This window comes from Enterobacter cloacae complex sp. P40C2, from assembly GCF_014930695.1.
Classification (GTDB): Bacteria; Pseudomonadota; Gammaproteobacteria; order Enterobacterales; family Enterobacteriaceae; genus Enterobacter; species Enterobacter pasteurii.
In genome coordinates this window covers 81,388-96,216 of record NZ_JADBRP010000007.1, presented here as the reverse complement: position 1 = coordinate 96,216, position 14,829 = coordinate 81,388, and the positions used below count along the sequence as shown (strand labels likewise).

Sequence of the window (14,829 nt, the reverse complement as noted above, 5' to 3'; positions counted from 1 at the left end):
CGTAATTGTCCCACATTGACACAATATATTTTCCTCTGTATAAAATTCCGCCTTAATAATGCGTTTCATTTGCATCAAACAATTCTTGTGAAGGGTAGCGTTTAATGAAAAAGGTTCTCTGCGCGTTAGGCCTGGCGGTTGCGTCGGTCAGCTCGGCTCTGGCAACGACGTATCCACTGACCATTGAAAACTGCGGCTATAAAGAGACGTTTACCCGCGCGCCCGAGCGCGTCGTGGCCCTGGGGCAGAACACCGTTGAGATTTTGCTGCTGCTGGGTCTGGAAGATAAGGTGAAAGCCAGCGCCTTCTGGCCGACCAAAGTGCTGCCGCAGCTGGCCGGGCAGAACGCCAAAATCAAAACGCTCACCGTTGAAATTCCTACGCTGGAATCCATCCTTGCGCAAAACCCTGACTTTGTACCTGCACAACTACCGCTGCTGCTCGGGCCTGAAAGTAAGGTCGCAAAGCGTGAAGATCTGGCAACCGTTGGGGTAAACAGCTACTTGTCCCCGGGCATGTGCGCCACTAAAAAAGCCGCAGGCGACATGTACGGCAGCCGCCAGAAGCTGTGGGACATGACCTACCTTTATAAAGAGATTGAAGATTTCGCTAAGATTTTCAACGTGGAAGCGCGCGGCCAGGCCGTTATCGCCGACTTTAAAAAGCGTGAGGCGGACCTGCGCCAGGAATTTGGCAAAAACAAAAAAGACCTCTCCTTTGTTTTCTGGTTCTCAAGCTCCTCGCCTTCGGCTGACGCCTATGTAGGCGGTAAAAACAGCGCCTCCGGCTTTATTGCTAACGTGCTGGGCGGCCACAACGCCATTACCTCCGAGACCGAATGGCCGACCGTGGGCTGGGAAAGCATTATTGCCGCTAACCCGGACGTGATTGTGGTTTCAAGCCTCGATCGTAACCGCTGGGCGCTGGACAGCGCCGAAGAAAAAATTAAATTCCTGAAAAGCGATCCTGCCGTCAGCCAGCTGGACGCGGTGAAGAAGGGCCACATTGTGGTGATGGACGGCCAGGCCATGAACCCGACGATCCGCACGCTTTACGGCGCCGAGCAGGTCGGTGAACAGCTCAGAAAGCTGGGACTGAACTGATGTCCTCAGCCGTACTCCAGATGCGGCAGGGCGTGCTCCTGACCACATCATGCCTGCTCGCCGTGGCGCTGCTGTTCCTTGTCATCGCCCTCGGCGTCAGCGTCGGTGAGCTCGCTATCCCGCTGAATAACGTGTTTTACGCCATCGGCAACAAGCTGGGGCTGACCGACGTTCCCCTCAACCGCATCTATGAGAGCGTCATCTGGGACTTTCGCCTCAGCCGCGCGCTGGTGGCCGCGTGCTGCGGGGCCGGGTTAGCCATTTGCGGAGCCGTGCTGCAAAGCCTGCTGAAGAACGCGCTGGCGGAACCTTACGTGCTCGGCGTGTCGGCGGGGGCCTCAACCGGGGCGGTGTCGGTCGTGGTACTGGGTCTTGGCACCGGAGCGGTATCGCTCTCTGCGGGCGCGTTTGCCGGCGCGTTTGCGGCCTTTGCCTTCGTCGCCTTCCTGACGAACGGCGCGCGCGGCGGCAATGAGCGCACCATACTGGCGGGCGTGGCCGCTTCCCAGCTGTTTAACGCCATTACCGCCTATACCATCAGCACCTCTGCCAGCGCGCAGCAGGCGCGCGACGTCATGTTCTGGCTGCTGGGCAGCTTTAGCGGCGTCCGCTGGCCGGAATTCCAGCTGGCGCTGGTGGTCGTGCTGGCGGGTCTTGTCGTCTGCCTTTACTATTCCCGCGCGCTGGACGCCTTTACCTTTGGTGATGATGCCGCCGCCTCGTTGGGCATTGCGGTGCCCTGGGTGCGCCTGGCCTTATTTACCACCACCGCCCTCATCACCGCGACCATCGTCAGCATGGCGGGCTCGATTGGTTTTGTGGGGCTGGTCGTGCCGCACGTCATGCGTTTTCTCTTCGGGCCGCTGCACCGCACGCTGCTGATTGCCAGCGCGCTGGCGGGGGCGATCCTGATGGTGCTGGCCGACATTGCCTCGCGGATGCTGATTGCACCGCAAAGTCTGCCGGTTGGGGTCGTTACCGCGCTGGTTGGCGTACCGTTTTTCGCCGTTATTATCTACCGCTCAAGGAATAAGTAATGAGCATCTGCGCCGACAACATCACCTGGAAGGTAGGTAAAAAGATCATTGTGAATAATGTTTCGCTGACGGTTTCCCGGGGCGAAACGGTGGGTCTGCTTGGTCCTAACGGCTGCGGCAAATCCTCTCTGCTGCGCATTCTGGCGGGCCTGCGTCGCCCGGATGTCGGACGCGTCACGCTGGACGGGCAGGACATTGCCCGTATTGCCAAAAAGCAGCTGGCGCGCCGCGTGGCGTTTGTTGAACAGCACGGGATGACCGATGCCAACATGCGCGTGCGTGACGTGGTCAGGCTGGGGCGTATTCCCCACCATTCGCCCTTCTCAAACTGGAGCGCGCAGGATGACGAAACCGTCACTGCCGCCCTGCAACGCGTGGATATGCTGGACCGCAGCGAACAGGGCTGGCTGAGCTTATCCGGCGGCGAGCGTCAGCGGGTGCATATCGCCCGCGCGCTGGCGCAAGCGCCAACCGAAATCCTGCTGGATGAACCGACCAACCACCTGGACATTCATCATCAGATACAGCTTATGCATCTCATCAGCGAGCTGCCGGTGACCAGCATCGTGGCCATTCACGATCTCAACCACGCGTCTATGTTTTGCGATTCGCTGATCGTGATGCAGAAAGGGCAAATCGTGGCGACAGGCACCCCGCAGGAGATCTTATCCGAGGAGCTGCTCTGGGACGTCTTCAGAGTCAAAACCAAAATCGAGATCTCCCCTTTCCACGGGAAAAAACACATACATTTCATCGTGTAGGGTGAATTAAAATGATGCCCCTTCGCACTGCCACCACGCTATGGCCGCCCGTTCTGCTGGGCAGCCAGTTCGTGTTTAACATTGGCTTTTACGCGGTCGTCCCCTTCCTCGCGATCTTCTTGCGTGACGATATGCTGCTCTCCGGCGGGCTGATTGGGCTGGTGCTTGGACTGCGCACCTTTTCCCAGCAGGGGATGTTTATTGTTGGCGGCGCGCTTTCAGACCGGTTTGGGGCGAAGAGCATAATCCTCAGCGGCTGCATCGTCCGCGTGGTGGGGTATTTACTGCTGGCCTTTGGGCAATCCCTGTGGCCCATCATTATGGGGGCCTGTCTGACGGGCGTTGGCGGCGCGCTGTTCTCACCGTCGATAGAGGCCCTGCTGGCAAAAGCGGGAACGCAAAGTGAGGCAAAGGGTAAACGCAGCCGCGCGGAGTGGTTTGCGCTGTTTGCGGTATGCGGGGAACTCGGCGCCGTGCTTGGCCCGGTGATGGGTGCGCTGCTGACGGGGCTGGGTTTCCGCCAGGTTGCGCTCGCGGGGGCGGGAATATTTATCGTTGCGCTCGTGGTGCTCTATTTCTGCCTGCCCGCTGCGCACCACAGCACGAAGCCGCTGAAAATTCTGCCCTGGTGGACGACGTTCCGCCAGCCGCGTTTCGTCGCCTTTATCATCGCCTACAGTTCGTGGCTGTTAAGCTATAACCAGCTCTATCTGGCGCTGCCGGTGGAGATCCAGCGCGCCGGCGGGAACGAAAAAGATCTGGGGCCGCTGTTTATGCTGGCCTCGGTGCTGATTATTGTTCTGCAGTTGCCCCTTGCCCGTTTCGCCCGAAACGTCGGCGCGGTCCGGATCTTACCGGTGGGCTTTTTGCTGCTTTCCGCCTCGTTTGCAAGCGTGGCGCTCTTTGCCGCGACGGAGCCACCGGAAAGCTGGCTGCGCCTGCTGCCCTCTGCAAGCCTTGTCACGCTGCTGACGCTCGGACAAATGCTGCTGGTGCCGTCGGCTAAAGATTTGATCCCGCGCTTTGCCGAGGAGTCAACGCTTGGAGCGCACTATGGCGCACTCTCAACCGCCGGCGGCATCGCGGTGCTGGTGGGGAATTTAGGTTTAGGCAGCCTGCTGGACAAGGCGCTGGTGCCCTCGACGGAGGCCATTTACCCGTGGCTGCTGCTGGCGGTGTTTCCACTGTGCAGCGCGGTCGCGCTGAGCGTGATTTGCCGCCCGCTGCGGCGCTGAAGCGCCTATTTTTTGGGTCGATACTTTTCAGGCAGTTCCGGAACCGGACGGCGATCGTCGATAAGGTGGCGAAGAGTCAGAATCGGATGACGCCATAGCATTCGTGGCCCCGCCCAGCGCATCACCTGCTTCATCTCCTCACGCCTGGCGGGCTGATAGCAGTGCACCGGGCACTGTTTGCAGGCGGGTTTTTCCTCACCAAAGACGCATTTATCCAGGCGCTTATCCGCGTAGGCATTCAGCGCCTGATAATGGCCCTCATCCTTTACCGCCTGCGGACAGTTTTTTTCATACAGGGCGATCATTTTCGCGATCGTCTCTTTTTCGCGCGCAATGCGTTTCCCCGCCATTTTCATCCCCCTCAATAACACGCATTCAGAATACCATTTTAAAAAAGGGATTTCAGTCGTTGCATTCTGTTTTCTGAAGGCGCCTTCCAGTCTTCGCTCTTTCCTGACGCGTTTTTACTGTTATTTTATACAGGCAGTCTGAACACACGTTGCCAACAGTTACCGGAGGATCTATGCAAGGAATGGCTATCACCAAACCGTATCGTCACTTAAAAGTGGGTTATTTCAGAAAGCGTCATGAAGATCGTAAAACCAAGATCCCAACGCGTTACAGCGTACACGCAGCCCTGAATCTGAAAGGGGACTGGCTCGAAAAAGCAGGCTTTTTAACCCATTCGCAGGTTCGGGTGGAGGTCGGGCCGGGTAAGATAATTATCGAACTCATTAAAGAGCCGGATGATGGACATCCCGGCCATGTCGTTCAGCGAGAGCAGTAAAAAATAGGGCGTTTTCCGACAGAAAACATAAACCCTCGGGGCCCCTGCTGCGTAATGGAATAATTCAGGTTTTTCTTCGGATACAGAAAGAAGTCTGGGAGAATTTCATTCATAATCTCATTTGGCGCGGTTTGCTGACCATTAATGTCATGTATATTTACCGATGTAAAATGGAATGAGTCTTTATTTTCTGTCCATACATAGGAGACATCTCTGCGGATAACGCCGGCAAGTTTGTCATTTTTATAATAGGCTCCGCTTAGCGCAATGACGCCAGTCTGCTTCTTCATCGTGTACATGAAGTCCATCGTCAGGTTAGCGCGAATATCCTCATGATAGACGACGATTGACGCTGAACAGGCCTCCGTATTTTCACTGTTTTGCTGGTGTAGACGGTATAGCCATGCGGCCAGTGCGCCAGCGAGGAAGAATACCAGAAACAACAGAACGGTTGCCTTTTTGGTCATCAGAGATGTCCTCTAAAATAGAGCGAAATACATCCGGCATTTGCTTTTATTTCAAAGGGTTCTCTGCAAGCAAGAACGGAAAGCGCCGGAGCATGGCTGGATGAGGAAAAATAGACCCACGGATATTTTTTACAATCAAGCCCCGTGTCTAAAATGATTTTTATAAATCGCCTGAAGTTGCCGACGCCACGAATATCATCGTTTTGCGAGGAAAAATGACAGCCGTTCTGTGTAAGAGTAATTGGATAATCCCTGAAAAAATCTTTTTCCGGGTTATCATGTAAAAGGTATTGAAACGCAAAGAAACCGGCGCAAAACGCGATTACCATTAAAGCTGTCGGGAAAATATACTGGCGTAATTGACGCTGTTTTTTCTTTCCACCCGGCATAACGGGAATATTTTCGACAGGTTTATCCTTTGTTTCAACCGGAGAGGTTTCCATTACCGTCGCTGCCGCTTTTTTTCCGTCATCAACACAGTCCGTGTCAACGCGGGTTACCCTGACATTTTTCTCTATCTGGAATCCTTTTCTCGGCACCGTCGCCACCAGCGTATCGTCCGTCTCTCCTGTGGTCCGGAGCCCGCGTCGAATTATAGAGATATTCTGATAAAGCGTATTTGCCGGAACCAGCATGCCGTCCTCGCCCCAGACTTTATCAAAGAAGTATTTCTGCGTAACGACTTCTGGAAATGATTCTAAAAGAAGGTTCAGACAACGGCTGGCAGGGGTTGTCAGAATTACATTTAAGTCAGGACGGGTCAACGAAATCAGCAAATTTCTCTCTGGACAAAATTTAATTTTATCGTTAATTATCCAGAACATATGCCGCTCGCTTACGATAAACAGAATAGTTAACTGCCGGGGTGAAGTGTAATTATACTCTGCGGTCAACCCTTGTCAAAGCAGGGGGTTATCACTTTTTCCTTCCGCATTTACCTGTTCCGACAGAACATTAATGCCGCGGATAAGGACCAGATTTACAGTAAATCGCAATATTTAATAGCCGGGCCTCTTTTTAAAGTATATTCACCCGCGGGCTGAACGTAATAACGAGAAACGGACGCTAAATGCGATGTATGCGTGGATTAACGCTGTACAGCGCGATAGCACCTTGAGTGCCGGATTAGCTACAAGGATGGAATGAGGTACGCATTTTACAGAATGAGCCCTTCCCTGCTGTTTTCCTGCCATACAGACTTCGTTATCATGGTCGCCATACATCGATGAATGAAACGCAGGATTCATGAGTTCCAATGAGCGGATATGTAACCAGACAACAAAAAAAATACAACTCATTGAAATTTAAGAACATGGACACCAGGATTTTATGAGCACACTTGAGAATTTTGACGCCCACACGCCAATGATGCAGCAATACCTGAAGCTGAAAGCGCAGCATCCGGAAATCCTGCTCTTTTACCGCATGGGCGATTTTTACGAGCTATTTTATGACGATGCGAAACGCGCGTCCCAGCTGCTCGACATTTCCTTGACGAAACGCGGTGCGTCGGCAGGCGAGCCGATTCCCATGGCGGGCATTCCGCATCACGCGGTTGAAAACTACCTGGCGAAGCTGGTGAATCAGGGCGAGTCCGTCGCCATCTGCGAACAAATTGGCGACCCGGCGACCTCGAAAGGGCCGGTTGAGCGCAAAGTGGTGCGCATCGTCACGCCGGGTACGATCAGCGATGAAGCCCTGTTGCAGGAGCGCCAGGATAACCTGCTGGCGGCGCTCTGGCAGGATGGCAAGGGCTTTGGCTACGCCACGCTGGACATCAGCTCCGGTCGTTTTCGCCTGAGTGAACCTGCCGACCGTGAGACCATGGCGGCCGAACTTCAGCGCACCAACCCGGCAGAGTTGCTATACGCCGAGGATTTCGCGGAGATGGCTCTGATTGAAGGCCGCCGCGGCCTGCGCCGCCGTCCGCTGTGGGAGTTCGAAATTGATACCGCGCGCCAGCAGCTGAACCTGCAATTCGGCACGCGGGACCTGATTGGCTTTGGCGTGGAAAACGCGCCGCGCGGGCTGTGTGCGGCGGGCTGCCTGTTGCAGTATGTCAAAGATACGCAGCGTACCGCCCTGCCCCATATCCGTTCGATTACCATGGAGCGCCAGCAGGACAGCATCATCATGGATGCCGCCACGCGCCGTAACCTTGAGATCACGCAAAACCTCGCTGGCGGCGTTGAAAACACGCTGGCGTCGGTTCTCGACAGCACGGTTACCCCGATGGGCAGCCGTATGCTTAAGCGCTGGCTGCATATGCCGGTTCGCAATACCGAAACGCTTATCAGCCGTCAGCAAACCATCGCCGCTTTACAGGATCGTTATACCGAGCTGCAGCCGGTGCTGCGCCAGGTGGGCGATCTTGAGCGTATCCTGGCGCGCCTGGCGCTGCGCACCGCGCGCCCGCGCGATCTGGCCCGTATGCGCCACGCTTTCCAGCAGCTGCCGGAACTGCGCGCTCAGCTGGGCGAGGTAGACAGCGCGCCGGTGCAGAAGCTGCGCGAGACGATGGGCGAGTTTACCGAGCTTCGCGAACTGCTTGAACGCGCCATCATAGACGCGCCTCCGGTTCTGGTGCGCGATGGCGGCGTCATCGCTCCGGGCTACAACGAAGAGCTGGACGAATGGCGCGCGCTGGCCGATGGCGCAACGGACTATCTGGATAAGCTGGAAATCCGCGAGCGTGAGCGTCTGGGGCTCGACACCCTGAAGGTGGGCTATAACGCGGTGCACGGCTACTATATTCAAATCAGCCGCGGGCAGAGCCACCTGGCGCCTATTCACTACGTTCGTCGCCAGACGCTGAAAAATGCCGAGCGCTACATTATCCCCGAACTGAAAGAGTACGAGGACAAAGTGCTTACCTCGAAAGGGAAAGCGCTGGCGCTGGAAAAACAGCTGTATGACGAGCTGTTCGACATGCTGATGCCGCACCTGGCGGACCTGCAGCTTAGTGCCGCCGCGCTGGCCGAGCTGGATGTTCTGGTGAACCTGGCCGAACGCGCCGAGACGCTGAATTACGCCTGTCCGACCTTTACCGACAAACCCGGGATTCGCATTACCGAAGGCCGACACCCGGTGGTTGAACAGGTACTGAATGAACCGTTTATTGCCAACCCGCTTAACCTTTCACCGCAGCGAAGAATGCTGATCATTACCGGCCCTAACATGGGCGGTAAAAGTACCTATATGCGCCAGACGGCGCTTATCGCCCTGCTCGCCTATATCGGCAGCTACGTTCCGGCACAGAAGGTGGAGATTGGGCCAATCGATCGTATCTTCACCCGCGTGGGGGCGGCGGACGATCTGGCAAGCGGTCGCTCAACCTTTATGGTGGAGATGACCGAAACCGCCAACATCCTGCATAACGCGACAGAGAACAGCCTGGTGCTGATGGACGAAGTGGGACGCGGTACCTCTACCTATGACGGCCTGTCTCTGGCCTGGGCCTGTGCGGAAAGTCTGGCGAATAAGATCAAAGCGTTGACCCTCTTCGCCACCCACTACTTCGAACTGACGCAGCTTCCGGAGAAAATGGAAGGCGTGGCTAACGTCCACCTTGATGCGCTGGAGCACGGCGATACGATTGCCTTTATGCACACGGTGCAGGACGGTGCGGCAAGCAAGAGTTATGGTCTGGCCGTTGCCGCGCTGGCGGGCGTGCCGAAAGAGGTTATTAAACGCGCGCGTCAGAAGCTGCGCGAGCTGGAAAGCTTGTCACCGAATGCGGCTGCGACACAGATCGATGGCACGCAGATGTCGCTGCTGGCGCAGCCAGAAGAGACCTCTCCGGCCGTTGAAGCGCTGGAGAACCTCGATCCGGATTCACTCACCCCGCGCCAGGCGCTGGAGTGGATTTATCGGTTGAAGAGCCTGGTTTAAGGCTCCGCTGACGCCATTACCCATCCCTCTTCCACGAAAGAGGGTGTAAGCACGAAAACGGCAACGTAAGTTGCCGTTTTGCTTATAACAACGGTGGAACCGTTGGCACCTGCGGCGCCTCGTCAATATCCTTCTGCGTCATGCGGAACGCTTCGGGATAGTGCTCCCGGCTGGTGCGGCGCAGCGGCTCGGTATCGCGCCAGGTATAAAGACAGCGCTGGCACTGGTATACCGTCCAGACACCCTTCACCGGTGATGTTGCCATCACTTCAATATGCTCATCGGCACAACGTGGACAAATCATCTTTTCCTCCTTATTGACGTGCCGCCAGCATCGCGGTCAGCTTCTCGGCCCAGGCTTTGGTTTCAGAGAGATCCTGTACCGGCTGGCTGTAGTGGCCACGGTTGTCCGGGGCAACGGGCGTGGTGGCATCAACGATCAGTTTGTCAGTGATCCCCGCCGGGCTGGATCCGGGGTCAAGCTCCAGCACCGACATGTTCGGCAACTGCACCAGATCCCCGGCCGGGTTCACCTTCGATGACAGCGCCCACATCACCTGCGGCAGGTTGAACGGATCGACATCTTCATCCACCATGATCACCATTTTCACGTAGCCCAGGCCGTGTGGCGTGGTCATGGCGCGTAACCCGACGGCGCGGGCAAACCCGCCGTAACGCTTTTTAGTGGAGATGATCGCCAGCAGCCCGTGGGTGTACATGGCGTTCACCGCCTGCACTTCCGGGAATTCCGCCTTCAGCTGCTGGTAGAGCGGCACGCAGGTGGCCGGCCCCATCAGATAGTCAATCTCGGTCCACGGCATCCCCAGGTAGAGAGATTCGAAAATGGGTTTGGTGCGATAAGAGACTTTATCAATGCGCACGACCGTCATGTTGCGTCCACCAGAATAGTGCCCGGTAAACTCGCCGAACGGCCCTTCAATTTCACGTTTTCTGCTCTCAATCACCCCTTCCAGGATCACTTCCGACCCCCACGGCACGTCGAACCCGGTGAGCGGCGCGGTGGCAATCGGATACGGGCTTTCGCGTAACGCGCCGGCCATTTCGTACTCGGACTGATCGTATTTCAGCGGCGTGGCGCCCATCAGGGTGATGATCGGATCGTTACCCAGCGTAATGGCAATGGGCAGATCTTCGCCCCGTTCTTCCGCCTTGTGCAGATGCAGCGCGATATCGTGCATCGGCACCGGCTGCAGGCCGAGCTTGCGCTTGCCCTTCACTTCCATGCGGTAGATCCCGACGTTCTGCTTGCCAAAGTTATCCGGGTCGAGCGGATCGCGCGAGACAACGCACGCTTTATCGAGATAAAAACCGCCGTCGCCGTCGTTCAGACGGAACAGGGGCAAAATATCGAACAGGTTGATATCTTCACCGTCCACCGTATTTTCCGCCCATGCCGGATTCGCACGCCGCTCAGGCGTAACGGGGAATTTATCCCAGCGCTGGATAAATTCATCGATCTGCTTTTTCACCGGCGTGTTTGGGGGCAGCCCCAGAGAGATGGCGTGGTTTTGCCAGGAGCCGATGGTATTCATCACTACCCGGGCATCGGTGAACCCGCGGATGTTGTCAAACCACAGCGCGGGAGCCCCTTCGCCAATGCGTCCGGTCGCGTTGGCGGCTGCCGCCAGATCCGGCTCGGCGTTCACCTCTTCCTCAATTTTCAGCAGTTGCCCTTGCGCGTCGAGGGCCTGCAGAAAGCTTCTCAAATCATCAAATGCCATCGTGATTCTCCTGTGAAAAATGTTTTGCCTCCCGCAGACCGTTCCAGCGGCGCGCCTTTTTGTGTTCCAGACCAAACTGGTCCAGAACGCGGGTCACGATATGCTGGGTGATGTCATCAGCGGTTTGCGGGTGGTTGTAATAGGCAGGCATGGGCGGCACCATCGCCACGCCCATGCGGGAAAGCGCGAGCATATTCTCCAGATGAATAGTGCTGAGCGGCGTTTCGCGGGGGACCAGCACCAGCCTGCGTCCCTCTTTCAGCACAACGTCTGCCGCACGGCCTACCAGCCCTTCGGCATAGCCCGCGCGGATCCCCGCCAGCGTTTTCATGCTGCACGGGATAACGATCATGCCGTCGGTGCGAAACGAGCCGGAAGAAATGGTGGCAGCCTGATCGGCCGGGCTGTGGACAACGTCTGCCAGGGCAGCAACATCCTGCGCGGTAAACGGCGTTTCCAGCTCAATGGTTGTTTTCGCCCACTTCGACATCACCAGATGGGTTTCGACCTCCGGCATTTCCCGCAGCGCCTGCAGCAACGCCACGCCCAGCGGCGCGCCCGTCGCCCCCGTCATTCCCACTATTAATCGCATTCAGCACCTCAATGAATTTGTTCGTACACGAACATTATCGTTAAAGTACTCCCCCAACGTTTATCTGACAAGATTGTTCGTACACGATCACACTAATTGCTAAAAATCGCCGCGTTATAATCCGGCGCAATAGGGGCTATCATAGAGGGAGAATTTTTCCACCGGAGCGTTCATGGAACTGAGACAAGAAGCGTTTCACCTGTTACGTCAGCTTTTTCAACAGCATACCGCGCAGTGGCAGCATGCCTTACCGGAGCTGACCAAGCCGCAGTACGCGGTTATGCGCTCAATTGCCGAGCACCCGGGCATTGAACAGGTGGCGTTAACTGAAGTGGCGGTCAGCACGAAAGCGACGCTGGCGGAAATGCTTAGCCGCATGGAGAAGCGTGGGCTGGTAAAACGCGAGCACGATCCCGCGGACAAACGCCGCCGGTTTGTCTTTCTGACCCCTGAAGGCGAGGCGCTGCTTGAACGCTCCCAACCGGTAAGTTACGGCGTGGATGAAGCGTTCCTGGGACGCCTGACGGCTGATGAACGCAAGCAGTTTGCGGCCCTGATCGGCAAAATGATGACGAAGGAGAAACCGTGACCCACTTTGAGAAAGAGATTATCGACGCGCACGTCGCAATAGAAAGCTGGTTAAGCCGCAGCGAAGGGGATTATGACGCCCTGCTTGCCCGTTTCCGGCAGGATTTTTTAATGGTTACGCCTGGCGGCGCTCACCTGGACTACACGGGGCTGGCGGCTTTCTTTACGAGCCAGGGCGGTAGCCGCCCCGGCCTGAAGATCGTGATTGACGAGCTAACCACGCGACAAACCTGGGACAACGGCGCGGTACTCCATTACCGTGAAACGCAGACCCGCCCGGATCAGCCGGTAAACGTGCGCTGGTCAACCGCCGTGCTTAATCAGGAAGGCGCTGTGATAACCTGGCGTCTGCTGCATGAAACGGCACAGCCGTAGCGCATAAGAAAAAGGCCCGTCTCACGACGGGCCTTTTTTGACGAAAGGTTGCTTATTCGCGGAACAGCGCTTCGATATTCAGACCTTGCCCCTGCAAAATTTCACGCAGGCGACGCAGACCTTCTACCTGAATCTGACGAACACGTTCACGGGTCAGGCCAATTTCGCGGCCGACGTCTTCCAGTGTCGCAGCTTCATACCCCAGTAAACCGAAACGACGTGCCAGCACTTCACGCTGTTTGGCGTTCAGTTCGAACAGCCATTTGACGATGCTCTGTTTCATGTCATCGTCCTGCGTGGTGTCCTCCGGGCCGTTGTCTTTTTCATCGGCCAGGATGTCCAGCAGCGCTTTTTCGGAGTCGCCACCCAGAGGGGTGTCAACTGAGGTAATGCGCTCGTTGAGACGCAGCATGCGGCTTACGTCATCAACCGGTTTGTCGAGTTGCTCTGCAATTTCTTCCGCACTTGGCTCGTGGTCCAGCTTATGGGACAACTCGCGCGCGGTACGCAGATAAACATTCAACTCTTTGACGATGTGAATCGGCAGTCGAATCGTACGGGTCTGGTTCATAATTGCCCGTTCGATGGTCTGACGAATCCACCAGGTCGCGTAGGTTGAGAAACGGAACCCGCGTTCCGGGTCAAACTTCTCAACTGCGCGGATGAGACCTAAGTTGCCCTCTTCAATCAGATCCAGCAGAGCCAGACCACGATTGCCGTAACGGCGGGCAATTTTCACGACCAGTCGCAGGTTACTTTCGATCATGCGACGACGCGAGGCAACATCACCACGCAAAGCACGACGTGCGAAATAGACTTCTTCTTCGGCCGTTAGCAGTGGGGAGTAACCAATCTCCCCAAGGTAAAGCTGAGTCGCGTCCAGCACACGCTGTGTGGCACCCTGCGATAACAGCTCTTCTTCAGCTAAATCGTTATCACTGGGTTCCTCTTCTACTAAGGCTTTTTCGTCAAAAGCCTCTGCTCCGTTCTCATCAAATTCCGCGTCTTCATTTAAATCATGAACTTTCAGCGTATTCTGACTCATAAGGTGGCTCCTACCCGTGATCCCTGAACGAGACACCCTGGCTGGCATGCCCCGTCAATTTATCGCTGCGGTAAATACTGCAGCGGGTTTACGGATTTCCCCTTGTAACGAATTTCAAAATGCAAGCGTGTAGAACTGGTTCCGGTGCTACCCATGGTAGCGATTTTTTGCCCCGCCTTAACTTCTTGTTGTTCCCGGACCAGCATCGTGTCGTTATGGGCGTAGGCACTCAGGTAATCATCATTATGTTTGATGATAATAAGATTACCGTAACCGCGCAGTGCGTTACCGGCATAGACAACGCGTCCGTCAGCGGTCGCGATGATTGCCTGTCCTTTACTGCCTGCGATATCGATCCCTTTGTTCCCACCCTCAGAGGTAGCGAAGTTCTCGATAATCTTGCCGTCAGTTGGCCAGCGCCAGGTGTTAATTGACGAGCTGGCATTCTGACTGCTTGCAGTCGGTACAGTAGAGCTAACCACAGGTGCCGTAGTCGGTGCTGTGACAACAGTCGCAGTACCTTTATTATTCGGCAACATTTTGTTAGCAGTCTGATCACCTGAATCCTCAGAATACGTAATTACAGGTTGTGAAGCAACTGCCGTGGTGGTTTTTTGTGCAGGAGTAACGCTGTTATTTTGCGCGGTCACGTCAGCGGCCGAAACGGTGTTCCCTGGCGTGAGCGGTGTACCCGTTGCGTTGCCAACCTGAAGCGTTTGCCCGACTTCCAGAGCATACGGGGCCTGGACGTTGTTTCGCTGTGCCAGATCGCGGAAATCGTTCCCGGTGATCCAGGCGATATAGAACAGCGTATCGCCGCGCTTCACGGTATAGGTGCTGCCGCCGGTATAGCTACCTTTCGGAATGTTCCCATACTTGCGGTTATACACTATGCGGCCATTTTCGGTCTGAACAGGCTGTTCCACTGGCTGAATCTGTGTAGGCTGCGTGACCGGACGCTGAACTGGCTGGATCTGTGGTGTTTGCTGCGCCGCCGACGTCCCCATTTTAGGCGGAGGCGTGATCAACATTCCGCTGGACGTGTTACCCGAGCCGCTGGTTCCATTGACGGAACTGACGGGCGCAGGCGCGTTATTCGAACTTGTACAGCCTGCCAGCCAGAGCGAAACCAGTGATAATGCCGCAACACGGCTGATGGTGAATTTTGGGCTTCCCGCGCTCATTTATCCCCCAGGAATGTGTTAA

At 56.0% G+C, this 14,829-nt stretch carries 17 protein-coding genes; 9 read left to right on the top strand and 8 right to left on the bottom strand.

All coding sequences use genetic code 11. The features are described 5' to 3' along the window. Positions 1–104: 104 nt before the first annotated feature. The 4 genes from IM304_RS14645 to IM304_RS14630 are packed head-to-tail and all read left to right on the top strand — an operon-like array spanning position 105 to position 4,136. Entirely contained in the window at positions 105–1,103 is a 999-nt protein-coding gene (locus IM304_RS14645; protein ID WP_148421272.1) for an ABC transporter substrate-binding protein, read from the top strand. Further along, the gene (locus IM304_RS14640) at positions 1,103–2,140 is read left to right on the top strand and encodes an iron ABC transporter permease (RefSeq protein WP_193356079.1); all 1,038 of its coding nucleotides are present in this window, start codon (positions 1,103–1,105) and stop codon (positions 2,138–2,140) included. Before IM304_RS14645 ends, IM304_RS14640 begins: the two co-directional genes overlap by 1 nt. Beyond that, on the top strand, positions 2,140–2,901 hold the full coding sequence (locus IM304_RS14635; protein ID WP_193356080.1) for an ABC transporter ATP-binding protein: 762 nt from the start codon (positions 2,140–2,142) through the stop codon (positions 2,899–2,901). The genes IM304_RS14640 and IM304_RS14635 overlap by 1 nt, the downstream gene beginning before the upstream one ends. A gap of 14 nt (positions 2,902–2,915) precedes the next feature. Then, complete coding sequence (locus tag IM304_RS14630; RefSeq protein ID WP_227009714.1) at positions 2,916–4,136, top strand: MFS transporter; 1,221 nt, start codon at positions 2,916–2,918, stop codon at positions 4,134–4,136. 5 nt (positions 4,137–4,141) lie between these two features. Here the strand turns inward: IM304_RS14630 and IM304_RS14625 are convergent, their stop codons facing one another. Continuing rightward, positions 4,142–4,486 carry a nitrous oxide-stimulated promoter family protein gene (locus IM304_RS14625; protein ID WP_023314731.1) on the bottom strand — a complete coding sequence of 115 codons (345 nt, stop codon included), beginning with the start codon at positions 4,484–4,486 and terminating at the stop codon, positions 4,142–4,144. 173 nt (positions 4,487–4,659) lie between these two features. On the opposite strand from IM304_RS14625, the gene IM304_RS14620 reads away from it, so the two are divergent. Beyond that, positions 4,660–4,923 carry a SymE family type I addiction module toxin gene (locus IM304_RS14620; protein ID WP_023314732.1) on the top strand — a complete coding sequence of 88 codons (264 nt, stop codon included), beginning with the start codon at positions 4,660–4,662 and terminating at the stop codon, positions 4,921–4,923. Here the strand turns inward: IM304_RS14620 and IM304_RS14615 are convergent. Together IM304_RS14615 and IM304_RS14610 are read right to left on the bottom strand one after the other, a co-directional pair. Further along, positions 4,908–5,390, bottom strand: coding sequence for a hypothetical protein (locus IM304_RS14615; protein WP_023314733.1), 483 nt, complete (start codon positions 5,388–5,390; stop codon positions 4,908–4,910). The genes IM304_RS14620 and IM304_RS14615 overlap by 16 nt on opposite strands. Continuing rightward, the gene (locus tag IM304_RS14610; RefSeq protein WP_193356081.1) at positions 5,390–6,214 is read right to left on the bottom strand and encodes a transcriptional regulator; all 825 of its coding nucleotides are present in this window, start codon (positions 6,212–6,214) and stop codon (positions 5,390–5,392) included. The genes IM304_RS14615 and IM304_RS14610 overlap by 1 nt, the downstream gene beginning before the upstream one ends. 505 nt (positions 6,215–6,719) lie before the next feature. Between IM304_RS14610 and mutS the strand changes: the two genes are divergently transcribed. Next, entirely contained in the window at positions 6,720–9,281 is a 2,562-nt protein-coding gene (gene mutS, locus IM304_RS14605) for a DNA mismatch repair protein MutS (protein WP_193356082.1), read from the top strand. An 82-nt stretch (positions 9,282–9,363) separates the two neighbouring features. On the opposite strand, the gene IM304_RS14600 is transcribed toward mutS, so the two are convergent. Genes IM304_RS14600 through IM304_RS14590 form a run of 3 tightly spaced genes read right to left on the bottom strand, consistent with a single transcriptional unit; the run spans position 9,364 to position 11,615 of the window. Further along, entirely contained in the window at positions 9,364–9,585 is a 222-nt protein-coding gene (locus IM304_RS14600) for a non-oxidative hydroxyarylic acid decarboxylases subunit D (RefSeq protein WP_193356083.1), read from the bottom strand. A 10-nt stretch (positions 9,586–9,595) separates the two neighbouring features. Further along, positions 9,596–11,023, bottom strand: coding sequence for a non-oxidative hydroxyarylic acid decarboxylases subunit C (locus IM304_RS14595; RefSeq protein ID WP_193356084.1), 1,428 nt, complete (start codon positions 11,021–11,023; stop codon positions 9,596–9,598). After that, positions 11,013–11,615, bottom strand: a complete 603-nt coding sequence (locus IM304_RS14590) for a non-oxidative hydroxyarylic acid decarboxylases subunit B (RefSeq protein WP_148421240.1) — start codon at positions 11,613–11,615, stop codon at positions 11,013–11,015. Before IM304_RS14590 ends, IM304_RS14595 begins: the two co-directional genes overlap by 11 nt. A 172-nt stretch (positions 11,616–11,787) precedes the next feature. Here IM304_RS14590 and IM304_RS14585 point away from each other — a divergent pair, with 172 nt between their 5' ends. After that, positions 11,788–12,204, top strand: a complete 417-nt coding sequence (locus IM304_RS14585; RefSeq protein ID WP_148421238.1) for a MarR family winged helix-turn-helix transcriptional regulator — start codon at positions 11,788–11,790, stop codon at positions 12,202–12,204. Continuing rightward, entirely contained in the window at positions 12,201–12,578 is a 378-nt protein-coding gene (locus IM304_RS14580) for a DUF4440 domain-containing protein (RefSeq protein ID WP_193356085.1), read from the top strand. Before IM304_RS14585 ends, IM304_RS14580 begins: the two co-directional genes overlap by 4 nt. Positions 12,579–12,630: 52 nt before the next feature. Here the strand turns inward: IM304_RS14580 and rpoS are convergent, their stop codons facing one another. Both rpoS and nlpD read right to left on the bottom strand, forming a co-directional pair. Further along, a complete protein-coding gene (gene rpoS, locus IM304_RS14575; RefSeq protein ID WP_013098493.1) occupies positions 12,631–13,623 on the bottom strand; it encodes an RNA polymerase sigma factor RpoS in 993 nt (330 codons plus the stop codon). Positions 13,624–13,682: 59 nt separating this feature from the next. Further along, positions 13,683–14,756, bottom strand: a complete 1,074-nt coding sequence (gene nlpD, locus IM304_RS14570) for a murein hydrolase activator NlpD (protein WP_227009715.1) — start codon at positions 14,754–14,756, stop codon at positions 13,683–13,685. Between nlpD and IM304_RS22295 the strand changes: the two genes are divergently transcribed. After that, positions 14,689–14,829 (top strand): peptidase, encoded by a 141-nt coding sequence (locus IM304_RS22295; protein WP_227009712.1) that lies wholly within the window; start codon positions 14,689–14,691, stop codon positions 14,827–14,829. The two genes, nlpD and IM304_RS22295, sit on opposite strands and share 68 nt — an antisense overlap.